Origin of the sequence: Myxococcus sp. SDU36 (genome assembly GCF_030168875.1) — a bacterium.
GTDB classification, from domain to species: Bacteria; Myxococcota; Myxococcia; order Myxococcales; family Myxococcaceae; genus Myxococcus; species Myxococcus vastator.
In genome coordinates this window covers 7,082,011-7,108,939 of record NZ_CP077414.1, presented here as the reverse complement: position 1 = coordinate 7,108,939, position 26,929 = coordinate 7,082,011, and the positions used below count along the sequence as shown (strand labels likewise).

General features: G+C 70.5%; 22 protein-coding genes and 1 tRNA gene. 14 read left to right on the top strand and 9 right to left on the bottom strand.

Features of this window, described 5'->3' with window-relative positions:
• Nucleotides 1–84: 84 nt before the first annotated feature.
• Entirely contained in the window at nucleotides 85–1,011 is a 927-nt protein-coding gene (locus KGD87_RS29000; RefSeq protein ID WP_284664199.1) for a helix-turn-helix domain-containing protein, read from the bottom strand.
• Complete coding sequence (locus KGD87_RS28995) at nucleotides 992–2,041, bottom strand: NAD(P)/FAD-dependent oxidoreductase (protein ID WP_284664198.1); 1,050 nt, start codon at nucleotides 2,039–2,041, stop codon at nucleotides 992–994. The genes KGD87_RS29000 and KGD87_RS28995 overlap by 20 nt, the downstream gene beginning before the upstream one ends.
• A gap of 202 nt (nucleotides 2,042–2,243) precedes the next feature.
• Here KGD87_RS28995 and KGD87_RS28990 point away from each other — a divergent pair, with 202 nt between their 5' ends.
• Nucleotides 2,244–3,116, top strand: a complete 873-nt coding sequence (locus KGD87_RS28990; RefSeq protein WP_284664197.1) for a hypothetical protein — start codon at nucleotides 2,244–2,246, stop codon at nucleotides 3,114–3,116.
• A gap of 34 nt (nucleotides 3,117–3,150) precedes the next feature.
• Here KGD87_RS28990 and KGD87_RS28985 read toward each other — a convergent pair whose 3' ends face one another.
• Together KGD87_RS28985 and KGD87_RS28980 are read right to left on the bottom strand one after the other, a co-directional pair.
• Entirely contained in the window at nucleotides 3,151–3,423 is a 273-nt protein-coding gene (locus KGD87_RS28985) for a hypothetical protein (RefSeq protein ID WP_163777127.1), read from the bottom strand.
• Between the two features lie 89 nt (nucleotides 3,424–3,512).
• Nucleotides 3,513–5,993 carry an efflux RND transporter permease subunit gene (locus KGD87_RS28980; protein WP_284664196.1) on the bottom strand — a complete coding sequence of 827 codons (2,481 nt, stop codon included), beginning with the start codon at nucleotides 5,991–5,993 and terminating at the stop codon, nucleotides 3,513–3,515.
• Between the two features lie 397 nt (nucleotides 5,994–6,390).
• Here KGD87_RS28980 and KGD87_RS28975 point away from each other — a divergent pair, with 397 nt between their 5' ends.
• The 4 genes from KGD87_RS28975 to KGD87_RS28960 all read left to right on the top strand — a co-directional run bounded on the left by KGD87_RS28975 (nucleotide 6,391) and on the right by KGD87_RS28960 (nucleotide 10,967).
• Nucleotides 6,391–8,925, top strand: coding sequence for an efflux RND transporter permease subunit (locus KGD87_RS28975; protein WP_502887964.1), 2,535 nt, complete (start codon nucleotides 6,391–6,393; stop codon nucleotides 8,923–8,925).
• A 30-nt stretch (nucleotides 8,926–8,955) separates the two neighbouring features.
• A complete protein-coding gene (locus KGD87_RS28970; protein WP_284664195.1) occupies nucleotides 8,956–9,468 on the top strand; it encodes an Erp protein in 513 nt (170 codons plus the stop codon).
• Nucleotides 9,469–9,597: 129 nt separating this feature from the next.
• A complete protein-coding gene (locus KGD87_RS28965; protein ID WP_284664194.1) occupies nucleotides 9,598–10,299 on the top strand; it encodes an MOSC domain-containing protein in 702 nt (233 codons plus the stop codon).
• Between the two features lie 155 nt (nucleotides 10,300–10,454).
• The gene (locus tag KGD87_RS28960) at nucleotides 10,455–10,967 is read left to right on the top strand and encodes a hypothetical protein (RefSeq protein ID WP_284664193.1); all 513 of its coding nucleotides are present in this window, start codon (nucleotides 10,455–10,457) and stop codon (nucleotides 10,965–10,967) included.
• Nucleotides 10,968–11,116: 149 nt separating this feature from the next.
• Here the strand turns inward: KGD87_RS28960 and KGD87_RS28955 are convergent, their stop codons facing one another.
• Nucleotides 11,117–11,335 carry a hypothetical protein gene (locus KGD87_RS28955; protein WP_284664192.1) on the bottom strand — a complete coding sequence of 73 codons (219 nt, stop codon included), beginning with the start codon at nucleotides 11,333–11,335 and terminating at the stop codon, nucleotides 11,117–11,119.
• A 258-nt stretch (nucleotides 11,336–11,593) separates the two neighbouring features.
• Between KGD87_RS28955 and KGD87_RS28950 the strand changes: the two genes are divergently transcribed.
• The 6 genes from KGD87_RS28950 to KGD87_RS28925 all read left to right on the top strand — a co-directional run bounded on the left by KGD87_RS28950 (nucleotide 11,594) and on the right by KGD87_RS28925 (nucleotide 18,533).
• Nucleotides 11,594–12,865 (top strand): hypothetical protein, encoded by a 1,272-nt coding sequence (locus tag KGD87_RS28950; RefSeq protein ID WP_284664191.1) that lies wholly within the window; start codon nucleotides 11,594–11,596, stop codon nucleotides 12,863–12,865.
• Between the two features lie 66 nt (nucleotides 12,866–12,931).
• Nucleotides 12,932–15,058: a glycogen debranching protein GlgX gene (gene glgX / locus KGD87_RS28945; RefSeq protein WP_284664190.1), complete on the top strand. Its 2,127-nt coding sequence runs from the start codon at nucleotides 12,932–12,934 to the stop codon at nucleotides 15,056–15,058.
• A gap of 12 nt (nucleotides 15,059–15,070) precedes the next feature.
• Nucleotides 15,071–15,835, top strand: coding sequence for a class I SAM-dependent DNA methyltransferase (locus tag KGD87_RS28940; protein ID WP_284664189.1), 765 nt, complete (start codon nucleotides 15,071–15,073; stop codon nucleotides 15,833–15,835).
• 105 nt (nucleotides 15,836–15,940) lie between these two features.
• Complete coding sequence (locus KGD87_RS28935; RefSeq protein ID WP_284664188.1) at nucleotides 15,941–16,474, top strand: hypothetical protein; 534 nt, start codon at nucleotides 15,941–15,943, stop codon at nucleotides 16,472–16,474.
• Nucleotides 16,475–16,545: 71 nt separating this feature from the next.
• Nucleotides 16,546–17,322 carry an MYX family subclass B1 metallo-beta-lactamase gene (blaMYX, locus tag KGD87_RS28930; protein WP_284664187.1) on the top strand — a complete coding sequence of 259 codons (777 nt, stop codon included), beginning with the start codon at nucleotides 16,546–16,548 and terminating at the stop codon, nucleotides 17,320–17,322.
• Between the two features lie 242 nt (nucleotides 17,323–17,564).
• The gene (locus KGD87_RS28925) at nucleotides 17,565–18,533 is read left to right on the top strand and encodes a hypothetical protein (protein ID WP_284664186.1); all 969 of its coding nucleotides are present in this window, start codon (nucleotides 17,565–17,567) and stop codon (nucleotides 18,531–18,533) included.
• A gap of 25 nt (nucleotides 18,534–18,558) precedes the next feature.
• On the opposite strand, the gene KGD87_RS28920 is transcribed toward KGD87_RS28925, so the two are convergent.
• Nucleotides 18,559–19,401 carry a hypothetical protein gene (locus KGD87_RS28920; RefSeq protein ID WP_284664185.1) on the bottom strand — a complete coding sequence of 281 codons (843 nt, stop codon included), beginning with the start codon at nucleotides 19,399–19,401 and terminating at the stop codon, nucleotides 18,559–18,561.
• Nucleotides 19,402–19,701: 300 nt separating this feature from the next.
• Between KGD87_RS28920 and KGD87_RS28915 the strand changes: the two genes are divergently transcribed.
• From KGD87_RS28915 to KGD87_RS28905, 3 genes are all read left to right on the top strand, one after another.
• Nucleotides 19,702–19,771 (top strand) — tRNA-OTHER (locus tag KGD87_RS28915).
• A 311-nt stretch (nucleotides 19,772–20,082) separates the two neighbouring features.
• Complete coding sequence (locus KGD87_RS28910) at nucleotides 20,083–21,207, top strand: slipin family protein (RefSeq protein WP_284664184.1); 1,125 nt, start codon at nucleotides 20,083–20,085, stop codon at nucleotides 21,205–21,207.
• 55 nt (nucleotides 21,208–21,262) lie between these two features.
• Entirely contained in the window at nucleotides 21,263–23,071 is a 1,809-nt protein-coding gene (locus KGD87_RS28905) for an acyl-CoA dehydrogenase (protein WP_284664183.1), read from the top strand.
• A 66-nt stretch (nucleotides 23,072–23,137) separates the two neighbouring features.
• Here the strand turns inward: KGD87_RS28905 and KGD87_RS28900 are convergent, their stop codons facing one another.
• From KGD87_RS28900 to KGD87_RS28890, 3 genes are all read right to left on the bottom strand, one after another.
• Complete coding sequence (locus tag KGD87_RS28900; RefSeq protein ID WP_284664182.1) at nucleotides 23,138–24,238, bottom strand: putative NPN-dependent ornithine cyclodeaminase; 1,101 nt, start codon at nucleotides 24,236–24,238, stop codon at nucleotides 23,138–23,140.
• A gap of 99 nt (nucleotides 24,239–24,337) precedes the next feature.
• Nucleotides 24,338–26,176, bottom strand: coding sequence for a hypothetical protein (locus KGD87_RS28895; RefSeq protein ID WP_284668702.1), 1,839 nt, complete (start codon nucleotides 26,174–26,176; stop codon nucleotides 24,338–24,340).
• A 12-nt stretch (nucleotides 26,177–26,188) separates the two neighbouring features.
• Complete coding sequence (locus KGD87_RS28890; RefSeq protein ID WP_284664181.1) at nucleotides 26,189–26,776, bottom strand: protein-tyrosine phosphatase family protein; 588 nt, start codon at nucleotides 26,774–26,776, stop codon at nucleotides 26,189–26,191.
• Between the last annotated feature and the right edge of the window lie 153 nt (nucleotides 26,777–26,929).

The window sequence follows — 26,929 nt, the reverse complement described above, 5'->3', positions numbered from 1 at the left end:
CCCTCGGCTCCGGGCCCAGGGAGAACCCTTACTTCACCCCCGCACGTCCCGGCATCCCCCTCCGTGACTTTCAGAGGGGACGGCTCATGGAGTCCCTGCCGTCGCCTTGCGCCGCCACGCGGCCGGCGTCACCCCGTGGACGCGGCGGAACTGGCGGATGAAGTGCGTCACGTCCGCGTAGCCCACGCGCTCCGCGATGATGTCCACGCGCTCGTCCGTGCCACGAAGGCGGCGCCGCGCCTCCGCCATCCGGCACTCCAGAATCCACTCGCCCACCGTGCGGCCCGTCTCCTGCCGCACCACGCCCGCGACGTGCGCGGAGGAGCGCCCCAGCGCCTTCGCCACCTGCGCGAGCGACAGCGGCTCCAGGCAGTGCGTCTCGATGTAGGTGAGCGCCTTGCGGCTCAAGCCCAGGGAAGGCGGCTCGCTCGCGCCCGTCTGTGCCGTCATCCGCTCCAGCTCGATGAGGACCAGCCGCAGCAGGGAGCGCGCGGCCTCCTCGTGCCCGGGCTCGTCGCGCGCCACCTCCTCCGACAGCAGCCGCATCCACCGCGCCAGCCGCCGGCGCTGCGGCACCGTGGGCCGCAGCACGGGGTGACAGCCCTGGCGCACTCGCAGCAACGGCCCCAGGCGACTCGCGCCCCCACCGTCCTCGCCCAGGGCGTCCGGATGGAAGGCCACGCCCCACCCTTCCGCGTTCGAACCACCGGCCCCGTGCGCGTCCCCGGGCGGAATCAGGTGGACGTCTCCCGCCCTGACGACCAGGTCCCCCGCGTGCCGCATCTTCGACTCGCCTCGCGTCACCAGCATCACGACCGCGTAGGCGTGCACGGAGGTGGCGCGCCCGGCCCGGTGCTGGACGTGAAGGCGCCCCGCCCATATCGGCAGCCGCCCCTGTTCGAAGTCCAGGCGCGACGACGAGTCGGGCCCACGGGACGGCGCTTGTGGCTCGGACGGCATCGCCCCTTCGTAGCGAGCGAAGCGCCCGGGCTCAACCCTGAGCAGGTCCATGCGCGGCGCCCGCCCGTTCCAGGTTCAGCTCATGGTTCAACATGCCCGCCGCCATCATCCCCGCGGACGCGGCCGCGATGGCCGCCTGCATCCGGGTGCCGAGGTCCCCCGCCGCGTAGATGCCCGGCACCGACGTCTCGCCCGGTCCCTTCAGCTTCACGAAGCCCTCCTCGTCCAGCTCCAGCCCCAGCCGCTGCACGAGCGCCGACTGCCGCTGGGGTGGACGGTCGAAGAGGAACTCCCGAGGCACCCGGGTGCCATCCTCCAACTCCACCGCCTCCAGCGTCTCCCCGGCCGCGATGAGGCCGCGAATGCGCCGCGTCTCGAGCCGGACCCCCGCCTTCTCCAGCAGCGCGCGCTTGTCGGCGGGCACCTCGAAGCCATCCAGCGCGAACACCACCAGGTCGCGGGTCCACCCCGTCAACATCACCGCGAAGTCGAGCATCATCTCGTTCGCGGCCAGCACGCCCCAGGCCCGGTCCTGAATCTCCCAGCCGTGGCAGTACGGGCACTGGAAGATGGCCTTGCCCCACAGGTCGCCGTAGCCGGGCAGCTCGCGCATCACGTCCACCATCCCCGTGGCCAGCAGCACCCGGCGCGCCTCCACCACGTCGCCCCCTTCGAGCGCCACGCGGAACACCGTCCCCGCGCGCTCGACGTCCAGCACCCGCGCCTCGCGCAGCGCCACGTCATAGGGGCGCAGCTGCTCCCAGGCGACACGCCGGAACTCCCGGGGCGGGATGCCATCCCGCGTGAGGTAGGTGTGCACCTCCTCGGCCGCCGCGTTCCGAGGCGTCCCCGCGTCGCATACCAGGACCTTCTTGCGGCCACGCCCCAGCGCCAGCGCCGCGCTCAAGCCACCCGGGCCGCCGCCCACCACCACCACGTCCACCACGTCCTTACGCTCCATGTCGTCCGTCCTCCTCGCGTCCATCGCGTGTCTGCAGCCCAGGGGCAGCGCGGCACCAGCCAGTCCCAGCCCGGCCAGCGCCAGGGCCTCACGGCGCGTCCATGCCGCCCGATTCGTCATGGAGCAGTGCTAACCGGCGGCTGCCGGACTCGGGAGGGCGCGGCTTCGCGCCGAATCGGCGGATTCGCGCGTTCGCGGCGGCACCCACTCGAAGGGCGCCATGGCGGGCGGCCTGACGCCAGGGTGTGGCTGGCAGGCCGCGGTCCGAGCCTCCAAGCCCTGGTACACGCATTGCTATTCCAGCCCTCATCAGGAGGACGTCATGCGCTACGCCATGGTGCTGGGAGTCACGTTGGCCTCGTTCGGGGCCGCCGCCGAGGAGCGGTGGACCGCGCCGTATCAGCTTGAAGCGGTATCCGGCCGCACCAGCCGCGTCATTCTGGGCGAGCAGGCGCCGGAGGACGTGGCCTCACGGCTCCAGGTCATGACGCTCGTCGGCACGCGGGGCCTGGCGGTGGCGCGCTTCCAGCGGACGGAGTCCGTGTGCACGGGAGAAGAGGACGCGGGCCTGCCGCCGGTCTGCCACACCGTGGGCGTCTACACACAGGCGAAGGGGACGCCGGACCTCGGTGAGCACCTCGTGGCCCTGGCGGGCACCGTCACCGGCACGGTGAGCCAGCCCGCGCCCAGGACGGCGCCGGAGCGTCCTGTCCCCGGGCAGTGGACCTCTGACACCTTCGAGCGTCCCGTGGACGAAGGCGCCGACCCCTTCACGCCCGAGGGCCTTCCCGTCCCTGGCTACCGGTGGAGGACCTCGCCCGAGGGGCACGTGACGCTGGAGGCCAGCCGCGATGGCCGGAGCGACGACACACGCGTCCCGCTGGACACCTGCACCCAGGAGCGGCAGGGGCCCTTCACCCGGCTGGAGTGCTTCCCGGGGCCGACGCCCTTCGCGCCCGCGGACTCCCCCGCCGCCTCATTGCTCTACGTGGACCGGCGGCCCCTCGTTGTCAGCTTCGCGGACTACGGCGAGGCCAGCACGGACCTCGTCGCCTCGCTGCGAGTCGGCGGCGACACGCAGTACCTGGTCCGCGTGGGGCTCAAGGGGCAGGCCGTCACCGGGCTGCTCTTCCGCGAAGGAAACGCGTGGCGCCTCCTCCTGCGCCCCGCTGACTATCCCGTGCTCGGCTGCTGACACGGCCCGCGCGCGGGCGGCCCACCGTGACGACCTACTGACGCCGCTCCGGCGTCATCGCCTCCGGCCGCCGGTAGTCGGTGGGCTCGAGCACGTTCTGGCTCCTGCACTGGCACGTCTGGCAGCCGCGCTCGCGGTCCATGGTGCAGTTCGTCCCGCCCAGACAGGTGAGCTCGCGTGACTCCGGGCAGCGGGTATCACCCGCCTTCTCCTCGCGCTCGCCCGAGTGACGACACCCCGCCAGGGTCGCGGCCCCGAGGAGTCCCATCAGCAGCCACCAGCGACCCGCGCTCCGCATCCGGCTCATCACGCCACCTTGATGAAGGGTTGAGGGCCTTCGCGGCCCGGCCCCCTGTCATATCGAGCGCGGGCGCACGGGGCCAACGGCGTCTGCCTTCACGCCTCCGGCGCGGGCTGCTCGGTCTGCTCATCCGGAGACGTGCTGTGCTTGCGGCGCCAGCGCTCCACCATCAGCAGCAGCGACGGGAAGCCCAGCAGCACGATGACCAGGTTGATGCCGAAGCCCAGGTTGGCCAGGTCCCCGATGGAGTTGAGGCCCGGGTGCTTCGCCAGGATGAGCGCGACGAAGCCGATGGCGCTCGTCAGCAGGCCGCCCGTAATCGCCCGGCCCGTCTCCGCGTACACGGAGACGAAGTCCGCGCCGCGCTCGCCCAGCCGCTGCACCAGGTGCACACCCGCGTCCACCGTGGTGCCCACCAGCACCGGCAGCACCATGATGTTGAGGTAGTTGAACTGCAGCCCCAGCAGCGACATCAGCCCCACCAGGCCGATGACGGACAGCAGCGTGGGCAACATGCAGATGAGCGCGGTGCGCAGCTTGCCCAGCGTCAGCCACATGGCCACCAGCACGCTCAGCACCGCCGCCGCCAGGATGCGCGGCCCCTCGCGCGACACCATGTCCAGGATGTCCGCCAGGATGAGCGCCTCGCCCGCCGCCGACACCTGGCTGCCGTCCGGCATCTGCAGGCCACGCACCTCCTTGGCGAACTTCCGCGTGCCCTCGCCGTCCGACAGGCTGACGCCACCGGCGTACACCAGCACCACGCCGCCCGTGCTGCCATCCAGGCTCTCGAACTGGTGCCGCACGCTGGTGGGCAGGGCCTCCTGGGTGAAGGGCTTCGCCTTCGCCATGTTCAGCGCGCGCGCCAGCGTGATGCGCGTGTCCTCGGGCAGCCGCTCCGGGTCCAGCTTCTCCAGCTTCGTGGAGATGGCCTGCAGGATGGCCTGCTTCTCGTCCTGCCGCTTGGGGACCAGGTCATCCAGCGCGCCCACGAAGTCGATGGTGGAGTCCTTGCCCCGCGCCGCCTTGCGCGCCTCCAGCTGGCGCACCACCTCGCGCTCCATCTCCTGCGAGTCGGTGAGCACCACCACCGGCGTCTGCGAGTAGCCCAGGATGTCGTTCACCTTCTGGTCCAGCACCGCCGACGCCTGCTTGTAGTCCTCCAGCGTGCGCGAGTCGTAGTTGAAGGAGATGCGGTGCGCCTGGGACACCAGCGCCAGCACGCCCACGCCCACCACGAGCCCCACGCCCCGGTAGGAGCGCGGCAGCCAGCGGGCCAGCAGGCTCAGCGGCCCGGCCGACTCCGCTTGCTGCACCCGCGGCGCCCAGCCCCAGCGCGTGGCCAGCCCCAGCATCGCAGGCAGCAACAGCACGTAGGAGAAGATGCTCACCAGCATGCCCACCGCGGCGATGATGCCGAACTCGCGGAACGCCCTGAACTCCGACATGGCCAGGCTGAGGAAGGTGAGCGCCGCCACCAGCGCCGCGATGAGCGCGGAGAAGCCGGTGTGCCGGAAGGACTCCTCCACCGCTTCCTCGGAGTCCATCCCCTCCGAGCGCAGCGTCGTGTAGCGCCCCAGCAGGTGGATGCCGTGCTCCACGCCCAGGCCGCCCAGCACCGCCGCCAGGAAGCCCGTCAGGAGGTTCACCTGCCCGTAGGCCAGCCCCACGAAGCCGTACGTCCACCCCAGGCCCGCCATCACCGGCGCCATGGTGAGGCCCACCGACAGCGCGCTGCGGAAGTGGAAGGCCAGGTACGCCAGCAGCAGCACCATGGCCAGCGTGGACGCGCTCGCCAGGTCGCTGACGATGACGCGCTGCTGATCAATCTTCTTCTTGAAGGTGCCGGTGACGGCCGTCTTGAAGCCGGGCCCGTACTTCGACAGGTCCTGCTGCGCCAGGAAGTCCTCCACCTGGGCCACGACCTTCTTCGAGTAGTTCAGGTCCGCGGCGCTGCCCCGGGGCTTCGCCATCAGCACCACCATGCGCTCGGTGGGGTTGATGTAATAGAGGTCGCCCTGGCCGGAGAGGCGCTGGTTGGCGCGGCCGGTGTACTTCTGCTCGATGTCGGCGAAGTCCACCGACGGCGGGTCCTCCTCCACCAGCGAGACGAAGAGCGGATTGGCCTGCTGCTTCTCCCAGAGGATGCGCGCGTCGATGCGCTCCTGGATGGTCTCCAGGTCCTCCACGTCCACGTAGTAGAGCGAGTGCTCGTCGAAGAAGGCCCGGGGCCGCTGGTGGGAGACGTAGCGAATCTCCGACAGCGCCCCCAGCTTCGGCGCCAGGTCGTCCGCGAAGCGCTTGAGCACCTCCGGGTCCGCGCCCATCCCCACCACCACCACGTTGCCCTGGCCACCGAAGCGCTTGCGCAGCTTCTCGATGTCCTGAACGCTGGGGAAGTTCTTCGGCAGCAGCCCCACGAAGTCCGCGTTGAGCGTCAGCGTCCTGGCGAAGTACGCGCCGAGCACGGTGAGCACCAGGGCCAGGAGCAGCGCCTGGAAGGGCTTCCGGTGGTTCCACACCGCCAGGCGGCCCATGGCGCCCTCGAACCGCTCCGACCAACGCTTCTCACTCATGCTTTCGACACCTGCATCTGTTGACTGGCCGAATCGCCGGACACCTTGGGCACGCGCTAACGGGAGAGTCAACGCGTTTATGCCGTGAGGCGGAAAGTAAGGCTACGAATCACCTGCCTCGTGTAACGCGCCCTTCGAGCGAATGCTCGCCTGCTTGCGCGCCCCCGACACGCCGTCGCCCAGGCAGATGCGGCGGGTTGAATGGACGCCATGCGCGTTGTTGGCTGTCCCTCCCTGGTGGGCAGACAAGCAGACGTGGACGCCTGCATCGCACCCCCACCGTGGTCACGTTCCCCGGCGACACGGGCTCGCGCGTGCGAGCACACGAGGGAGGGGAAGCCGCTCCGCCCTCCGCGGGACCGGGAGGGCCGGGGCCGCGGGTGGTGGCCGCGGGCCGATGATGGGAGCGCATCCGAACGACACGACTCCTCCGGGCGAGCCGCGGTGGATGGGGCGCGTGGAGCGCGCGCTGGGCGCGATGGCGGCGCACAACCACCGGCGTCCGGTGGTGGCGCTGCTGCTGGCGCTGCTGCTGGCCGCCACAGGTGGCTTCTTCGCGCGCGGACTGCACCTCAACGCCAACCTGGTGGACCTGCTGCCGTCCTCCTTTCAGAGCGTGCAGGACTTGCGGGAGCTGGAGCGCCGCTTCGGCGCGCTCGGCTGGGTGGCGGTGGTGGGCGAAGGCGCGGACCCCGAGTCCCTGAAGCGCTTCGCGGATGACCTGGCCCCCAAGCTGGAGGCCCTGCCCGGCATCCGCTTCGTCGAGTCGCAGCGCCCCGGCGCCTTCTTCCGCGACCGGGCCCTGTACTTCCTGTCGGAAGAGGACCTGCGAGAGGTGCACCGCCGCCTGGAGGCGCGCCTCCAATGGGAACAGCAGCAGGCCAACCCGCTCTACGTTCCGCTGGTGGAGGAGGAGCCGCCGTCCCTGGACTTCTCCGACCTGGAGGCGAAGTACGCGGGCGGCGCCGGGCAGCGGCTGTCCACCCGCGAGGGTGACTACTACCTGGATGAGGGCCAGCGCCGCATCGTGCTCCTGGCCAAGCCAGACACCACGTCCGCGGACCTGGGCTTCTCGCGCAAGGTGACGGACGAGGTGCGCGGGCTGCTCGCCGCACAGGACCTGTCCAAGTACGGGGCCGGCTTCAAGGTGGGCATCACCGGCACCTTCCAGAAGAAGCTGGACCAGCAGCAGCAGATTGCACGCGACATCGGCATGGCCTCGGCGGTGGCCACCACGCTGATGCTGCTCTACCTCCTCTTCCACTTCCGCAGCGCGCTGGCGGTGGGGCTGGTGCTGACGCCCGTGGGCGCGGGGCTGGCGTGGACGTACGGCCTGGTGGCGCTCGTCTTCGGCGAGGTCAACCTCCTGACGGGCTTTCTGGGCGCCATCCTCGGAGGCCTGGGCCTGGAGCACGGCATCCACCTGCTGGGGCGCTACCTGCACCTGCGCGGCGAAGGCCACACCTCCGAGTCCTCCACGCGCGCGTCCTTCACGCACACCGGCGGCGCGGCGCTCGTCTCCGCGCTGGTGGCGGCGCTCACCTTCTTCGTGCTGGGCACCTCGCGCTTCCGCGCGTTCCGTGAGTTCGGCGTCATCGCGGGCGTGGGCATGGTGGTGCTCATCGCCGCCTACGTGCTGGTGCTGCCCGCGCTGCTGGGCCTGGCCTCGCGCTGGGGGTGGACGCCCCGGCGCGCCTCCGTCACCACCGCGCGCGCTCCCATGGGACATCTGCTGCTGCGCCGCCGGCACGTCGTCACCGCCGTGTCCGCAGTGCTGCTGCTGGGGCTGTTGAGCCAGACGGGGCGCGTGCGCTTCGACTTCGACTTCGGCTCGCTGGAGGACCAGGACCTGCCGTCCTTCACGCTGGACCGCGAGGTCAACCGGCTCATCGGCTATTCGCAGAGCCCGGTGGTGGTGCTCACCCAGTCGCCCGAGGAGGAACAGGCGATGGTGGAGCGGCTCCAAGCGCGTCAACGCGAGCGGGGCAAGGACTCCACCATCGACTTCGTGGCCTCGCTGTCCTCGCTGGTGCCCGAGGACCAGCCGCGCAAGCAGCGCGTCCTCCAGGACATCTCGCGGCTGCTGGAGCGCGTCCCGGAGGACGGGCTGGAGGCCCGGCAACGGGCGCAGGTGGCGTCGCTGCGCAGGCAGGCGGCCGCACCGCCCTTCACCCGTGACGACCTGCCGCCGAGCGTCCAGCAACAGTTCCTGGGCCGGCAGGGCGCGCCGGGGAGCTTCGTCATGGTCTACCCGTCCGTGGAACAGTCGGACGGGATGGCGGTCCGCACGCTGGCGCGGGAGGTTCGCGGCGCGGGGACACCGGACGGCTCGCGCGTCTCCGCGGCCGGCGAGTCCATGGTGCTGGCGGACATCCTGGACATGGTGACGCACGAGGCGCCGCGCATCCTCGGAGTCACCACGCTGGCGGTGCTGCTGGCCATGTGGCTGACGCTGGGCGGCCTGCGCATCGCGCTGCTGTGCATGGCGCCCACCGTGCTGTCACTGGTGGCGCTGCTGGGGCTGATGCCGCTGCTGGGGCTGGAGTTCAACTACCTCAACATCCTCGTCATCCCCATTCTCATCGGAACGACGGTGGACGCGGGCGTGCACCTGCTGACGCGATTGTCGTCACCGGGCCAGGACTTCGTGTCGGTGTATTCGGAGACGGGGAAGGCCATCTGCGGCGGCTTGCTGACCAGCGCGATGGGCTTCGGCGCGCTCTTCCTCGCCGACCACCCGGGCCTCAACTCCATTGGCGCACTTGCCAATCTGGGCTTCGCCACCAACCTCCTCATCATGCTGGTGGCCTTCCCGGCCCTGCTGCTGGTGCTGTCGGAGCGCAGGCTGAAGCGCCATCCCGCCCGAAAGGAAGCGCAGAAACCGGAGCCGCCGCGTCGCTCGGGGCGCGGCGAGCCCACGCACGCAAGCTGAAACACACACACCCACGAAGGAGGGAGCAACATGGCGAAGCAGATGAAGCGGGGTTGGATGTGGGCCGGAGCACTGGCGGGCACCCTGGCGTTGGGAGCCGCGTGCAGCGCGACGGAGGCGCCGGTGCAGGTGGCGCAGGTGGACCCGTCCACCGGACAGACGGTGACGCCGGGCACCGCGCCGGGCAACACCACGCCGGGCACGGGCCCCGGCACGACGCCGCAGACGGGCTCGACGAACACCAACCCCAACACCCTGCCCCCGGCGACGAACCCCAACACCCTGCCCCCGGGAACGTCCTCGACGACGCCGGGCACGGGCGGCTCCGGCACCACGCCCTACGACACGGGCGCGGAGGGCGCCACGTCCACTGTCCCCGGCACCACGCCCTACAGCGCGGACGCGGGCACGGGCGGCTCCGGGGTGCTGCCCACGCCGGGCATCGGCACCACGCCCGGGCTCGACGCCCCGACGGGCACCGGGACATCCAACACCGTCCCCGCGCCCTCCGGCGTCCTGAACGACGCGGGCACCGGCTTCTAGCCCCCGCGGCGTCACCCTGAAGCAGCGCCCCATCCCGGCACCGCGGGCCTCGCGGTGTCGCGGATGGGGCGTTGCCGTGCTGGACAGGTACGTCCGCGCCTGCTTTGTCCCACGGGCATGGAGACCCTCGTGACGCGCCTGTTGTCGCTGCGAGTGGGCATGCCCCGGGAGCTGGGCGTGGCCGGTGCCACCTCGCCGCTGGAGCGGCCCTGGACCAGCGCCATCTTCAAGGAGCCGGTGACAGGCCCGGTGTGGCTGTCACGCACGGGGCTCGCCGGAGATGGCCAGGCGGACCGCAAGGTCCATGGCGGTCCGGAGAAGGCGGTCCTCGCCTACCCCGTCACGCACTACGACTTCTGGCGCGAACGCCTGGCGCGAGACGACGTCGGCCCCGGTGCCTTCGGTGAGAACTGGGTGTTCTCCCAGGGCACGGAGGCGGACGTCTGCATCGGAGACGTGCTGCGCGTGGGCGGCGCACGCGTACAGGTGTCCCAGCCTCGCCAGCCCTGCTGGAAGCCCGCGCGCCGCTGGGGACAGCGCGACCTGTCGCTGCTGCTCCAGCAGACCGGCCGCACCGGCTGGTACTACCGCGTGCTGGAGGAAGGGCCCGTCCAGGTAGGCGACGCGGTGGCGTTGCTCGAGCGGCCCTTCCCCACCTTCACCGTCGCCTTCGCCCACCACGCCATGCACGGCCACGCGCCGGAGGACGCCGCGTTGCTGGCGGAGTGTCCCCTGCTGACGCCGAACTGGCGCGACTCGCTCCGCAGGCGCGCGCAGGGCAACCGGGGAGACGACCGCCCGCGACTGGTGGGCCCCAACAGCGCCGACTGAAGGACACTGCGCGTTTATCAAGCCGCCCCCGCGTCTCATTCCCGCCGCCGCCTGGAGAGCAAGCGGCCATGGGAGGGGCCTCTAGCAGACCGCTCATCGGCTGCTCACGTTCCCGGCCAGCAGCAGCCAGACACCCACCGACCGGAGAACGAACCATGACGAAGTTCCTCAAGACGAAGGCCGTCCTTGCCTCTCTCGCCGCCGGTGCCCTCGCCTTTGGCACCGCCTGTAAGTCCGACTCGGGCGCGACCCGAGAAACGACGGACACCACGGACACCAGCGGCATGGGCACGATGAGTGACCCGAACACCGGCACCAGCACGGACACCACGACACCACCTGGCACGGGCGGCACGGGCATGGATGACCCGGCCCTGTCTCCGGAGTCGGAGACCGTGGACCCGAACAGCATGGACCCCAACGCGGACCCGACGCTGAACCCGGGCACCGGTACGGAAGTGGACCCGAACCTGGACCCGGACATGAGCAGCGAGCCGGGCACTGGCGGCGCGGGTGACGTCGAGCCGCTCGACACCTCGGACCCCGCGGACCTGGAGGCCGATGACGACTCCACGCTGGAGCCGGGCACCGGCGGCAGCGGCATGATGGATCCGGACACCCGGATGACGCCGCCCACGCCGCTCCCGGAGACGGACTCCACGCGCTAAGCCGGCCCGCACTTCACGGCGGCAAGACGATGCCCGCGGCAACCGTGCCGCGGGCATTGCCCTTTGTGGCGCGAAACACGACAGCGAAAAAGACGATGCCCGCGGCGACCGTGCCGCGGGCATCGCCCTGTGCGTCATCAGCGACGGACTCAGCTCACGCTGAAGCCCGGATGCGGCTGCGGTGACTTCACCGGCTCGATGATGCGTTGGCTGCCACCCGTCCCCGGCGTGCCGGCGGGACCACCCTCCGGATGCAGCGCGGGCGGACTGCCGCGCGGCGAGCGCTGCGCGTCCTCGGTGTCTGCGTTCCGGTCAGGCGCGGTGGGTACGGACTCAGGTGGAATGTGCAACACGTCCTTCTTGCTCATGGCGGCCTCCTTTCCTCCAACTTGGGGGCGCCCTCCCCAAAGGGCACCTGGCAGCGGGCCCCCTGCCTGCACGGATGCTGATGACTTCGGATGGGCTGCCCGCACACGGCCCGCCGTATGGATGCACCCACGCCTGCCGTGCGTGACCACGTTGAGGACGAGCGGGCAGCCACTGCCCGTCAGTGGCACCTTCGAGGAGAGCCACGCTGAAATAGTGAACAGAACCTGAACCGCGGTTCAGAAGCGGGGTGGGATGAGATGAGCGTGAAGTTGGCATTGGCCGGAAGGCGACGGGGAAGCGAACACCTGTTCTCCCCTCCCGAGGGCCCCATCCCCTGGCTCCAGCGGATGTCGTCGTGGTTTCACGAGCACCACGGCGAGCTGCTCGAAAGCGCCTTCCTGGGCACTGGCCCCCTGGGCGCCCCCACGCTCCGGCTGCGGCTGCACCCAGCGGCGGACGAGGTCGCGTTGGTGGCCACCTCGGGCGCCCAAGTCTCCGTGTCCGCGGAGACCTCCGCCGTGGGCCCCGGCTACCACCGCTTCCTCTGTGATACGCTGAGGGCCATGGGTGAGGCGCTCGACATCGCCTGGGCGGAGGGACGCGCGGCCTCGAAGGGAGGGGACCCCACCGGCTACTTCCACACTGGAGACGCCGGGCCCGTGGACGTGCACATGCTGGCGTCGCTCCAGGAGGCCGTGGGGCGGGTGCTGCGCATGCGAAGCCACGGCGAATCGGGCTTCGCGCTGTCCATGCGCTTCGGCCACACCTTCGAATATCCCGGCGCGCTGCTCACGCCGCTGGGGCCACGCGACGCGCGCTGGCTGGTGGACGTGTACGAGGACCCGCGCCGCGGCATCGACGTGTTCCCCTGGTGGACGCCGGGCATCGACGCGCGCATGCGGCTCAACCGCGCGCGGTGCCGCCTGTGGACGGACGTGGTCTGGCGCCCACCGCTGCTGGACGACGAGCGCCACCTGATGCGCGACGTGGCCCGCCTGCTGGAGCAGGCCTGGCGCGAGGACCCGTCCCTGCCCTACCCCTGGCGGGAGTGGCAGGAGGTGCTCGGCTTCCTGGGCGTGGGCGGCACCCTGGCCGAGGAAGTCCACCGGCGCGCCTCGCAGGCCCCCGGCGGCCCGCCCCTGGGCTACCGGCGCGGCGTGGTCCAGGTGGCGCTGCCAGCGGGCTGGGAGATTCGCATTCCGGGGTCGCTCGCGGAGGCGCACCTGCAGGATGGAACGTGGGTGGCGCGGGACCACCGGCGCAGCGTGCGCTTCGTCCCCTTGGAGGACGGCGGCGCCGACGGCCTCATGCCCTCCTTCATGGAGCGCCGGGCCATGGACCTGGAGCACCACGGCGTGCGCGTCAGCGGACGGGCCTCGCTCCGCGTGGAGCCGGGCGAGTGCCGGCTGACCGCCTTGTGCAGCTCGGGCAAGCGCCGCGCCCTGTGCGTGGTGAGCTTCGCCGACCCGGACGAGCAGGACTGGGCGCTGGGAACCTGGCGCTCACTGGACCACGCTGCCGCCGCGTGACGCTTGCCAGCCCAGAGGGGCCATCCCACATTGGGCGGGCCTTTCCTTCAGAATCGAGAGCCTGCAATGAGTAGGGAAGTCTGGCCGGGCAAGCCCTGGCCTCGTGGCGCCACCTTCGATGGTTCTGGGGTCAACTTCGCCGTCTACTCCCAGGTCGCGACCCGCGTGGAGGTCTGCCTGTTCGACCCCACGGACCCGACGCGCGAAATCGAACGGTTCGACCTGTCGGAGTCCACGGACTTCGTGCACCACGGCTACGTGCCGGGCCTGGAGCCGGGCACGCTCTACGGGCTGCGCGTCCATGGCCCGTATGAGCCCGCGAAGGGCCACCGCTGCAATCCGCACAAGCTGCTGGTGGACCCCTACGCCAAGGCGCTCTACGGCGACGTGGACTGGCGCCAGCCGGTGTTCGGCTATCCGCTGGGGCACGCGCAGCAGGACCTGGCGCGCGACGAACGCGACAGCGCGGCGGGCGTGCCCAAGTCCGTGGTGGTGAGCGACTTCTTCGACTGGGGCAATGACCGGCGCCCGGACATCAGCTGGCGCAAGACGGTGCTGTACGAGGCCCACGTGCGCGGCCTCACCATGCGCCACCCCGGCGTGCCCGAGCACCTGCGCGGCACCTACGCGGGCCTGGCCTGCCCGCCCGTCATCGAGCACCTGCAGAAGCTGGGCGTCACGTCGGTGGAGCTGCTGCCGGTGCATGCCTTCGCGGACGACTCGTTCCTGGACGACAAGAAGCTGTCCAACTTCTGGGGCTACAACACGCTGGGGTACTTCGCGCCGGAGCAGTACTACGCCAGCCGCAAGACGCCCGGCGCCGCCGTCGCCGAGTTCAAGGCGATGGTGAGGGACCTGCACACCGCGGGCATCGAGGTCATCCTCGACGTCGTCTACAACCACACCTGCGAGGGCAACCACCTGGGGCCCACGCTGTCGCTCAAGGGCATCGACAACGCGAGCTACTACTGGCTGATGCCGGACGGGCGGCACTACCTGGACTTCACCGGGTGCGGCAACAGCGTCAACGCGTCCAACCCGCAGGCGGCGCGGCTCATCATCGACAGCCTCCGCTACTGGGTGACGGAGATGCACGTGGACGGGTTCCGCTTCGACCTGGCCACGGTGTTGGGCCGCACGGGTGAAGGCGCGTTCGACCGCGACGCGGCGCTGTTCCAGATTCTCCACCAGGACCCGGTGCTGGGCCGCGTGAAGCTCATCGCCGAGCCCTGGGACGTGGGCCTCGGCGGCTACCAGGTGGGCGGCTTTCCTTCGCCCTGGCGCGAGTGGAACGGCAAGTACCGGGACGGGCTGCGCCGCTACTGGAAGGGTGACGAGAACCTCGCCAGTGAGATGGGCTACCGGCTCACGGGCAACGCGGACCTGTACGCGGAGGCGCGCCGCCGGCCCCAGGCGAGCATCAACTTCGTCACCGCGCATGACGGCTTCACGCTGCACGACCTGGTGACGTACAGCCACAAGCACAACGAGGCCAACGGCGAGCACAACCGCGACGGCGCGGACGACAACCAGTCGTGGAACTGCGGCGTGGAGGGTGAGACGGACAACGCGGACGTCATCGCCCTGCGCGAACGGCAGAAGCGCAACCTGCTGGCCTCGCTCTTCCTGTCCACCGGCATCCCGATGATTGTCGCGGGTGACGAGATGGGCCGCACGCAGGGCGGCAACAACAACGCGTACTGCCAGGACAACGCGCTGTCGTGGGTGGACTGGAACCTGGATGAGCGGCGGCAGAAGCTGCTGGAGTTCACCCGCAAGCTCATCCACTTCCGCCACCGCCAGCCGGTGCTCCAGCGCCGCCGCTTCTTCAAGGGCCAGCACCTGTGGGACTCCGAGCACAAGGACCTGACGTGGTTCCGGCCGGATGGAACGGAGATGAAGGCGGAGGACTGGGAGAAGCCCTTCGTGCGCTCGCTGGCGTTCCTCCTGGGCGGCGACGCCATCCCCACGCCGGACGAGCGCGGGCAGCGCATCATCGGTGACGCGCTGCTGGTGCTGCTCAACTCGCACCATGAGCCGGTGACGTACAAGCTGCCGCCCGCCGCGCAGGGCCAGCGGTGGGAGCTGGAGCTCTGCACCACCGACGACAACCGGGGACCGGAGCCGGTGAAGGGCGCGACGTTCGAGCTCATCGGCCGCTCGCTCGCGGTGTTCCGGCAGGTCACGGACTGAGGCAGGCGCCGCATGCTAGGGTTCCCCGCCGAGGAAGGCCTCGGCGGGTGCGGCACGCCGGTTCCGGTGCGTGTGCCTGAGCGAAGCAGGTCCGCCGCCAGGGCGCGCGCACGCGCCGGAGGAACCGTGTCTCGGGATGCACAGGAAGCGGGCGTGAAGCAGGTGTACGGAGAGATTGCCTCGGCCTACGAGGCGCTCTTCCCCGCCCTGCACCGGTACGAGGAGCGGGTGGAGCGCTTCCTCGCGACGGTGGTGGCGCCCGGCGCCCGAGTGCTCGACGTGGGGTGCGGGCCGGGGCTCCACACCCGGGGCCTGGACGCCTCCATCGCCGTGGTCGGCACCGACCTCTCCGAGGAGATGCTCGCGCTGGCCCGGACGGCGAGGCCCGGGGGCGCGTGGCATGCGCACAGCTACCACCAGGCGATTCCTTCCGAGTGGGGCCGCTTCACCGTCGCGCTCGCCATCGGCTGCCTGGACTTCTGCGACGACCTGCCCCGCGTGCTGAAGCACCTCGCGGAGGCGCTGGAGCCGGGCGGCAAGCTGCTCTTCACCGTGCTGGAGCGGCGGCCAGGGCTGGAAGGACACGAAGCGCCCGCGCAGCCCATTCAGACGGCGGGGCCGGCGGTGACGCTGCACCTGTACTCGTTCGAGGAGACCGCTCGGGCCGTCACGGCGGCGGGGCTGCTCCCTCGCGCGTACGCGCATGCGCCCGGCTGGGTCCAGCTCACGGAGCAGCGGACCATGTGGTTCGGCTGGTGGGAGGTGGAGCGGCGCTGAGCGTGTGGCTCTGGGGCCGCGCTTTCGTTGCCTGAGGGCCACGAACCGGCCATTCCAAGGTGTGCACGGAGCTTGCACTGGCGCCCTCCCAGGAGGCATCGACACGTGAATCAGCTGCGTTGGACCTGCATCGGGGCGTCTGTGCTGGCAGTGGCAGTGGGATGTACGGAAGCGCCCCTCCGTGGCGAGGCGACGCCGCAACGGGTCGCGGTGGCGCTCGTGGATGAGGGCTGCGACCCGGAGACGAACTTCCGGTGCCTGTGCAAGGGCACCGTCGGAGACGCAGCGCCCCACCTCGTGGAAGTGGGCGTGGACCCGGAGGTCCTGAGAGCGAGCGGATGGCCGTGCGTGCCGGGTGACTTCGACCAGGATGGTGAGCAGGACTACGCCTTTCCGGGCGAGGGCTACTCGTGCAACCGGTCTGTCCCCGTGCAGGTGCTCTTCACACGGGGCGGGTACATGAGGGAAGTCCAGACGCTGCCGCGCGAGTTGAGCTGCCTTCAGCGCTACGTCTCCAATGACGCGTCCCTGCCTCCGGGACAGGGACTGGTCGACTGGGGTGAGGGGAATGCCACCTGGATCTACCGGTTCGACGGCAAGGTCTGGCTCACCACCTCCCATCTCTCCGAGACGCACTGATTCGGTACAACCGGGGCCGCTCGAACCCCTCCACTCCGACGCGGCATCGCCGCCGCCGAGGCCTCTTGACGATGACGCTGCTTCCCCTTCGTTGGCTTTGTGCCACTGCCCTGCTCGCGCTGAGCACCGCCTGCACCCGAACCCCACCCGCCGCGTCGGTGGAGCGGAGTGTCCCCGCGAAGGCGCAGGGTCCGGACGAGTACGTGCTGGCGGATGACGTGAGCGTGCGGAAGCTCGCGCCTGGCGTGTGGTTGCACGTCACGGTGATGACGTTGGAGCCATACGGCCGCGTCTCCACCAACGGGCTCATCATCGAGGAAGATGAAACGGCCCTGCTGGTCGACACGGGCTGGGATGCACGGCAGGGCGCGCTGCTGCTCGACTGGGCCCGGGACACGCTTCGGCGTCCGGTCCGCGCGGCGGTGGTGACGCACTTCCACGAGGATCGCCTCGGCGGTGTTCCGGCGCTCGTCCCGCATGGCCTCCCCGTCCATGGCCTGGCGGAGACGGCGCGGATTGCCACGACCCTGGGCCGGCCGGGCCCCACGGAGACCTTCGCTGACACGCGCACGGTGGGCTCCCTGGAGCTCTTCTTCCCCGGGGCCGGCCACGCGAAGGACAACATCGTCGTGTGGCACAAGGACAGCGGGGTGCTGTTCGGCGGCTGCTTCGTGAAGGACGGCGCCGCGACGAACCTGGGCAACGTGGAGGACGCGGACGTGGTGGCCTGGCCCGCGAGCCTCTCGCGGACGCGACAGCGGTTCCCAGAGGCTCGCGTCGTGGTCCCGGGGCACGGAAGGCCCGGTGGGCCGGAGCTGCTGAGCCACACGGAAGCGCTGCTCCGCTGAAGCCGCGACGGAGGGCAACCCGGCAGGCGCGAGCAGGGTGACAGTGCCTCGCCCGCGCGGGCAGGAGCGTTGGCCAACGCACCGTGGTGGGTCGTTCCACGCTCGCTTGCCTGCCGGCGAGGGTCCGTCCCCGGACATTCGCACACGGCGCCCGGGTTCACGGACATGGGCGCGGCTCCGTGCCGTTCCTACCGTCCCGCGGAGAAGCACGGGCCGATGGGCGCAGGGGATGGAGGGAGACAATGAGGCTTGTGGCTGCGGTGTCGCTCGCGATGGTGGCGAGCGCGTGTACCTCGGTGCGGATGGAGCAGCGAGACGGTTGCTGGGTGAAGCAGACCCGTGCCTTTCCCTCCACGCTCAAGGAGGAAGTGGGGCCCTGCGCCCGGCCCGTGCCTGTCTGGTCCGAGGACCGACTCACGCGGCTGGTGCAGGAGTGCGTGATGCACACGGACTACCGCTGGCAGAGCAGCGCGCTGATGGCGTGGAACCGGAGCGAATCCCTGCCGGAGCGGGAGGCCGAGGAGAAGGTCCTCGCGGCCTGTATGGCCCGGGCGGAGACCCTCCTGAACACGGAGAAGGGCGCGCTGGAGCAGCGGCTGAGCGAGGTGGCGCGGGAGCGGGACACGCTGAAGGCGAGCATCGAGCAGGAGCGCAACCAGCACCAGGCCACCCTCACGGAGCAGCTCACGCGTCACGACGCCAGCATGGAGCGGGCGCGCGACCAGATGCATGAGAGCAACAACCTGCTCGCGGAGGCGCTGGGGGAAGCGGCGAAGAAGCCCGCGCCCTCGGCGGTGGCGACGGCCACCTCCACGTCCAGCAGCGAGGGACTGGCGAACACCCAGACTGACTCCACGCAGCGCAGCGACGCGGCGCTCCGGGGTGACGTGTCGTCCTCGGCGCGGCGGAGCTCGTCGTCCCAGGGAACACAGACCGCGCCGCAGCCGAGGGTGATGAAGCCCATCATCGATACGGACACGCCGCCCATGTGCGAGCTGTCTTCGGCGACGCTGGCGAAGACGAATCCGTCGCACGCGTCCTCGGGAAAGAAGCGGCCCGGCGTCCCGGCCGCGGCCGAGTGCACGCCGATGAAGCCTGCACCTTCCTTCCAGCCCACCGACCCTGAGGAGCCCATCCTGGCGACGCCCGCGCAGCAGACGGCGAAGGCGCCCATCCCGCTGGTGCCCCAGGACGCTGACGACGTGAAGTGAAGTCGCACGAAGAACGACCGCCCCTTCACACGAAGTGGGCGGCCTCCAGTGCATAGCCCCTTGCATTCATGGCCACCAAAGCGTCCAGGAAGCGAGGAGAGATGAGCAAGCGCGGCTCCGGCCTCAGCTCACCACGCCGGTCGCCGAACAGCTTGTCGGTCACCGCGACGTCGGCGTCGTCGAGGCTGGCCCGTTCAACGTACAGCTCCGAGATTTGATTGAGCCCCGCGATGTGCCCCAGCGGGCATCGGAACGCGTCATCCGCATCGAGGTCGAACGGGTTGTTCCCCGCCACCGTTCGTGTGCTCAAGCTCCGAGGCTTCGACGTCACGATGAGCTGCAACCAGTCTGAGGACAGTGGTTTTCCGCGCCCTTGATGGAGCACGGGGCGCAACTCCGCACCTCGCAGGCCGCTCTCGCGGAATGCCGTCGCGAATCGGGAGGACACCACCACCTCACCCGCGATGGTTTGTGCGATGTCCTTGCTCTTCGGAATACGCCGGGTGTCGAGAACCAGGTCGGATGCTTGCCTAGCGCCCGCACCGCAGTGCCTGCATGTAGAGGACTCGTCATAGGTCGTTCCACACATGGCGCCTGTCGGCTCGAACCGCGCGCGAACAATGAGGTTGAGAAGCTCCGCGGCACGGAGTTCCTTCTCGGTGTAGCTCCGGTGGAGATTCCACGACAGGAAGAACGCGTCGCCACGTTCTCCATAGGCCCGATGAAGCTGCGCGATTCGCCCTACCCGCGCATCATCGACAGGCAACACCACCTTACGGATGGAGCCCCCTAGCGAGACGCCCAGCCCGGAGTCGAGGTGCATGCGCGCATCCCGCTCGGCGATTCTGAATTCGATGGTCTCTCGCATGGTCAGGGTGTGATGCCAATCAACTGAGGGATGGGATACTCGGAGTAGACCGCCAGGAGAATCTCTAGACGCGCTCCCACTGTCAGGCCAGCCGCCGTCCCCCGTCCCTCCGCCCCGGCGGAATCCAGAGGTGTCACGGGGCTGTCCCCGGGCTCCCGGCTCTTGACGTGGGTGCGCTGCACCCAGGTTCCGGAGGGGCGTCCCCGGGTCCATCGCTCGCAGTGGTTTCCTCGCGTCGGACCGCCCGGCCGGGCCTCCGTCAGGTCCAACAGGAAGCAGGCGCCGCAACCCGCGCCTGCTTTGAACTCGCTCACTGGTAGAGCACAGGTCCAAATCCTGCGGAGAAGGTTCGATTCCTTCGTTCAATCCAGAGGGCTCCGCCGCGAGCTGACTTGAGCGCGGGTCCACCGCTTCCCACTCCTCCCACCGCGATGCCCGGCCTTCCGCCAGGGCGACAGAGCCCCTCCCGAGCAGCCAGCGGGAGCCCCTGCCGCCGTCCGCGGAAGGCACCCGGCGCGCAGGCGCGAGCAGCCAGGAAGCGGCCAGGACAGGCAGTCCGCGCTCACCGGTCCGTGAACGGCGGGGCCCTCACTTTTCAGCAGTGCCCGGGACACGCGCGACAACGCGCACGGAAACGTCCCGGTTCTTCAAGCTCCCCCGGCGGGGGAAAGGAGGTGCGCGATGAGCATCATGCGTGTGGATGTCGGGCAGAACGAACGGGCCTTCGTGCTGGTGGACGAGAAGCCGAAGCAATACCTCGTCCCCGGCCGGCACTGGCTGCTCCACCCCTTCCAGAAGGTGCGGCTGGTGCGAGTGAGCACCGAGCAGCCGCTCGCCCAGCTCGACCCGGCCCTCCTGGCCCTCGTGCCGGAGACGGACCTGCAAGTCGTGGAGCTGAGCGCCGACGAGCGCGCCATCCTCTTCCACAAGGGCCGCCCCGTGCGGTGGCTCGGCCGGGGCCTGCACCAGGTGTGGACGGTGGAGCGCCTCCCCAGCCGCGACCTGAAGCCCGGCGCGCCCACCGTGCGCGTGGAGCGCGTGGACACCTCGGGTGTCACCACCACGCCGCTGCGTGACGACGTGCGGGCCCTGGTCCCCGCCAGCGACTACACGGAGGCCACCGCCACCGAGGGCACCGTCGTGCTCCGCTACGTGGAGGGCGTGCTGGACGCCGAGCTTCCTCCGGGCCGTCACGCCGCGTGGACCGTCGCCCGCAAGGTGCAGCTGGCCGTCATCGACCTGCGCGAGCGCCTGCTCCACGTCACCGGCCAGGAGGTGATGACGAAGGACCGCGTCACGCTGCGCCTCAACCTGTCGGCGGCCTTCCGCGTCTCGGACGCGCGCCGGCTCGCCGTCGTGTCCCGCGCGCCGGATGACGTCCTCTACCTGGCCATGCAGCTGGCCGCGCGAGAGGCCGTGTCGGAGCGCACGCTGGATGAGCTGCTCGCCTCGCGCGAAGCCGTGGCCGAAAGCCTCTTCACCCAGGTGAAGGACCGCGCCCACACCGTGGGCCTGGAGCTGCTGCGCTTCGGCATCAAGGACGTCGTCCTCCCGGGTGAGATGAAGGAGCTGCTCAACCGCGTCATCCAGGCGCAGAAGGAAGCGGAGGCCAACGTCATCATGCGGCGCGAGGAGACGGCCGCCACCCGCTCCATGGCGCAGACCGCCAAGGTGCTGGCGGAGAACCCGCTGCTGGTGCGCCTCAAGGAGCTGGAGGCCTACAAGGACCTCGCGTCCAAGGTGGGCCAGGTGCACCTCGTCCTCGGCGAGGGCGCGGTGCCCACCCTGCAGCTCAAGAGTCACTGACTCGCGAATCAATCTCGGGTTAGCCTCGCGGCCCCACCCCCGCGAGGAGCCCGAGATGTCGTCTTCGAACCACTACGTCCCCAACCTGCGCGATATCGAGTTCAACCTCTTCGAGTTCCTCGATATCGGCCGCGCCTCGCTGGGCCACGCACCCTTTGGCGACCTGGACGAGACGGCCGCGCGCCAGATGCTCCAGATGTTCGCCCAGCTCAGCGTCAACGAGCTGGCCCAGAGCTACGAGGAGCCGGAGCACCACCCGCCGAAGCTCGAGAATGGCGAGGTGACGCTGCCGCCGGGACTGAAGAAGGCGATGAATGCCTTCTTCGACGCGGGCATGCACCTGCTGGAGCAGCCGCCGCACCTGGGCGGAATGGGCGCGCCGCCCTCGCTGGGCTGGGCCGCGTTCGAGCTGCTGGTGGGCGCCAACTCCTCGCTGGCCTTCTACACGCTGGGCAACCTGCTGGCGCGCATCATCGACCGGCTGGGAACGGACGCGCAAAAGCAGCGCTTCCTGCCGCACATGCTGGACCGCCGCTGGGGCGGCTCCATGGTGCTCACCGAGCCCGACGCCGGCAGTGACGTGGGCGCCGCCCGCACCAAGGCCCGCCGCGTCTCCGACGACGTCTGGGAAATCGAAGGGGTGAAGCGCTTCATCACCAACGGTGACTCGGACATGTCCGAGAACATCATCCACATGGTGCTGGCGCGTCCGGAGGGCGCGGCGCCGGGCACCAAGGGCCTGTCGCTGTTCGTCGTGCCCAAGTACTGGGTGAACGAGGACGGCAGCCTGGGTGAAGCCAACGGCGTGGTGTGCACCAAGCTGGAGAAGAAGATGGGGCTGAAGGGCTCCGTCACCTGTGAGATGACCTTCGGCGACGGGAAGCCCTGCCGCGGCCTGCTGCTGGGCGAGGTCCACGACGGCATCCGGCAGATGTTCTACATCATCGAGCAGGCCCGCATGGCCGTGGGCGTGAAGTCCATGGCCACGCTGTCCGCCGGCTACGGCCGCGCGCTGGCCTTCTCCAAGGACCGCCTCCAGGGCGCGGACCTGATGCAGGCCCGGGACAAGACGGCGCCGCGCGTACCCATCTTCCGCCACCCCGACGTGCGCCGCATGCTGATGGCGCAGAAGGCCCACGCGGAGGGCATGCGCGCGTTGTGTCTCTACACCGCGTTCATCCAGGACGGCGTGGAGCGCAAGGGCGGCCACCGCGCCACCGAGGCGGGCGAGCTGGACACGCTCAACGACATGCTGCTGCCGCTGGTGAAGGGCTACTGCTCGGAGAAGGCCTACGAGTTGCTGGCGCTGTCGCTCCAGGTCCACGGCGGCTCCGGCTACCTGCAGGACTACCCGGTGGAGCAGTACATCCGGGATCAGAAAATCGACACGCTCTACGAGGGCACCACGCACATCCAGGCGCTCGATTTGCTCATGCGCAAGGTGGCGCGTGACGGCGGCGCGACGCTCCAGGGCCTGCTGTCCCAGATTCGCGAGACGGCCGAGCGCACCGGCGAGGCGCTGGAGGCCGAGCGCGCCGCGCTGGGCCGCGCGCTGGGCGACCTGGAGACGATGCTCGGCACGCTGATGGGCAAGCTGGGCGAGTCCGTCTACCACGTGGGCCTGCAGGGCAACCGCGTGCTGGCCGCCGTCGCGGAGGTCGTCATCGGCTGGCTGCTGGTGCGCCACGCGGAGGTCGCGCAGGAGCGCATGAAGAGCAACCCAGGGGACCGCGCCTTCTACGTGGGCAAGCTCGCCAGCGCCCGCTGGTTCTGCCACGAGGTGCTGCCCGGCGTCGCCCACGCCGCCCGCATGGTGGAGCACGGCAACCTGGACCTGATGGAGGTCCCGGAAGAGTCGTTCTGAGGCGGAGACACCGACGCGAGCCTGGCCACCGGTGCCAGGCCCACCGTCGCGGCCGGGAGGCGCCCGCTACTTCGGCACCGGCAGCCCGCGCGCCGCCAAATCCCGCTCCACGTACAGCCGCAGGACGTGCATGAAGTCCTGCGCGTTCGTCACCACGCCGAAGGCCTGGTGCGTGCCGCGGTCCTTCAGCTTGCTCACCACGAACTCGGACGAGTCCACGCAGATGGTGGGCAGCTCCCGCAGCGAGCCGTCCTGCTCCGTGACGAACGCCGGCAGCATGTTGCCGGTGGCGATGGCGTGCAGCGCCGTGGCGATCATCACCGCCATGGTGGCCTTCACCGCGTGCTCGCGCATGGCCACCTGCGCCTCCAGGTTGTCCGTCACCACGTCCGGCAGCGGCCCGTCGTCACGGATGGAGCCCGTCAGCACGAAGGGCACGCCATGCACCACACACGCGTGCATGATGCCGTTGGTAACCACCCCGGCCTCCACCGCCTTGGCGATGGAGCCCGCCGCCCGCACCTTGTTGATGGCGCGCATGTGCAGCCCGTGGCCGCCCGAGGTGGCCTCGCCCGAGCCGCTCATCCCCAGCGTGGTGCCGAAGATGGAGGCCTCGATGTCATGCACCGCCACCGCGTTGCCCGCCAGCAGCGCGCCCACGAAGCCATGGGCGACGAACCACGTCATGTCCGCGCGCGCCCGCGAATGCACCAGCGCCGGCCCCGTCACCCAGATGGGGTAGCCCCCGCGCTCGCGCTCGTCCACCAGCACCCGGGCCATGTGCGCGTAGTCGATGGGCTTCTCGCGAGACACCGCGCTCGTCATGAACTTGAACTCGCCCTCGCCTTCACCCGCGAGGTAGGCGGTGTTCACGTACACGCCTTCGCTGCCGTCCTCCGCGAAGCCCACCACCACGCGCTCGCCCGCACGCACGCGGCGGCCTTCGCGAATCCACAGCTCGCCCTGCGCATCCAGCACCAGCGCCCCGTCCATGCGCGGCTCGCGAGGCATGCGCCACGCGCCGCCCACGCGCACGTAGGTAGGCAGGTTCGTCGTGGTGAAGAAGCCCTCCGGCAACACGCCGTCCGCGGGCGCCGGCTGGAAGCGCGCGTCCGGACAGTGGGAGAAGCGCGCGGCCGTGAAGTCAGGATGAGGAATGGAGCTCACCCCGGCACCATGCGCGGAGCCCTGGCCCGCTTCAAGCGCCTCGGCATCCGCGGGCCGCCAGATGTCGGGGGGCGACAGTAACGAGGGGATTGCCCGTCATTACATCTGCGCGCCCACACCCACTCCGCCCGTCAGTGGACGGCTGCTGGCCGGGGCCAGCTCACAACGCAGCAGCTCCGCGTAGCGAGCCGCGGCATGCCGCAGCCGGGCCGCCTCGTCCGGCGCGTGTGCGTCGTAGGACGCGGCGGCCAGCGCATGGTCCCCCAGTTGGAAGGCCAGGTAGGCCTGCCGGTGGAAGCGCAGCAACTCCAGGGGCGGGAGCCGGCCCTTGTGGCGCTCCACCGTGGCGCAGAGCGCGGCCAGCTCCTCCGCGTCCAGCGACAGCTCCACCGCCGCGCCCGCCAAATCCCAGGACAGGTCCTGGCAGCCCACCAGGTCATGCGCCCGGTGGTGGTCCACCGCATCCGCCTTGAGCACGCGGCCACCGGGCAACACCAGCCACTCCCACGCATGCATCCGGTTGTCCGTCACCGTCCGGCGCACCATCCGCTCCAGCGCGCCCAGCCGGGGAATCCACACATGGAGCGCCTGCGCCACCTCGCGTCCCAGCGCGACCTCCGTGTTGTAGCGAGCCATCTCCCACAGCTCGCGCGAGGAGGCGCCGCACCCATCCTCCACCCGGCCGAAGTGACGCGAGCGGAAGCCCAGGTACGCCCCCACGCGCGCCACCAGCTCCCAGCGGTCCCCCCCGCGCTCCACCGTGCTCAGGGGCCGCGCCTCCTCCAGCCATGGCTGCACCAGGAAGCCGTGCTTGAGCCCCGAGACAGGCACACCCAAGCCCGCGTCCGCCAACACCCGCGTCTGGAGATAGGCGCGCGCGCCATAGGCCCCCAGGCCCGCGAACTTCAGCAGCCACGGCCGGCCGCCCGCGCGCAGCAGGTACTTGCGGCGCTCACGCCAACGGTGCACCGGGGGCCACGCCGCCTTCGGCAGGTCGTGCAGCAGGTGCTTCCGCCAGCCACCCGCGCCCAGGTCCTCCAGCGGCGCGGTCGCCTTGCCCGTCACGTCCTCCACCCAGCTCGCGAGCGAATGGGCGGGCTCGGCCGGCGTCACCATCACCGACTCGAAGTCCACCACCCCGCGCTGGGCACGGCGCCAGAGCTCCCGGTGCCTCGGCGTTGCGTGAGGTCCCACGTCACCGCCGTGTCCCGGCAGGAAGTACAGGGACGAAGGCGCCACGCCATGCGCCTCCAGGAACTCGGCCACCGCGCCGAACGACGAGCCGGACCGCCCCGGCCCCTCGTCCACCACCACGAAGCGGTAACCCGCGCGTGCCTCGTCCACCAGCTGCGCGGTCCGCTCGGGTGACAGCGACAACGTGCGCCGGTAGGGATGCCCGCGAGGCCGGACGAAGCACACCGCCTGGGTGCCCAGCGCCGCGGCCACCACGCCCGCCAGCCCCGTGCCAATGCCGCGAATGCCCACGACGCGCCAGGGACCGCCCTGCGCTGGCAGCGCCCGCGCCGACGCCAGGTAGCTCTCCGGGTAGAGGCCTTGAAGCGCATACCCGCGAGGCACCTTGCACCGCACCCGCTGCGGCAGTCCCAATCCGCCCAGCGCCTCCAGCGCACTGCCCACCTGCGACAGGTCCGCGCGGAAGCCGTCCGTCCAGGACGCCACCACCGCGCGGCCCAGCGCCAGCAGCGTGGACTCGCAGGCCCGCGCCAGCACCGTGTCGCCGTCCTCGCCCTGCTGGACCACCTGCTCCGCGTCCAGGACGCCCTGCGCCCACTCCCCCGCGCGGATGAGCAGCGACACCAGCGCCGAGTGACGCGTCAGGCCCGGAGGCAGCGCGTCCACCTCCCACCAGGCGCTGGCCAGCGCACGCGCCTCCGCGGTCGGGTCCACCTCTCGCGGATGTTCTCCGGACACCAGCATCACGGCGCTCCCTCAGTCCTCATTCCCACGGGAAGAGGGTGGCGGCTGCGTCAGATGGCTGTGCGCAATGGCGGCCAGCGCTTCCAGCGTGGGCACTGCCCACGTCACCGCGTGACGCTGGCGCCAGGCGTCCGCCCACGCCATGAAGGTGCGCAGCTGCTCCGTGCTGGGCGACACCTGCCAGCGCCGCCGCTTCGCCAGGGACAGCGCCTCCAGCGGCGGATGCCCCAGCGCCACCAGGACGCACAAGGCGAGCAGCGCGCTGCGCCCCACCCCGTGCTCACAGTGGATATAGACTTTGTGGCCCCGGGCCAGCTGCTCCGTCACCCACGCGACGCCGTCATCCAGCCGGTCGCCACGGATGGCCCGGAGGTCCTCGGTGGGCAGGTGCAACAAGGTGATGCCGTGCTCGCGCAGGACGTGCTCGTCGTCACAGGCCTCCACCCGCACGTCCACCACGCAGCGGATGCCCAGCGCCCCCGCGAGGTGCTCCGCCGTATCGACGGGGAAGCGGCCCCCCACCGCCAGCGAGGGCAGCACCCAGTCCAGGTTCAATCTCCGGGACGGCGCGCTCATGTCGCCCAAGGTAGGGCCGCTCACCGACGCTGGCACCCTCCGCGGACGCCCAAAGCCCTTTTGAAGTGCTTTTCGACCCACCTCTTGGAAAATCCGCAGGAATCACGGGGGGTTCCGGGGTGCTGGCCTTGAAAATCCAGGGGCACGCAACTCCGTCTCTCAGGCTTCGAGAATAGG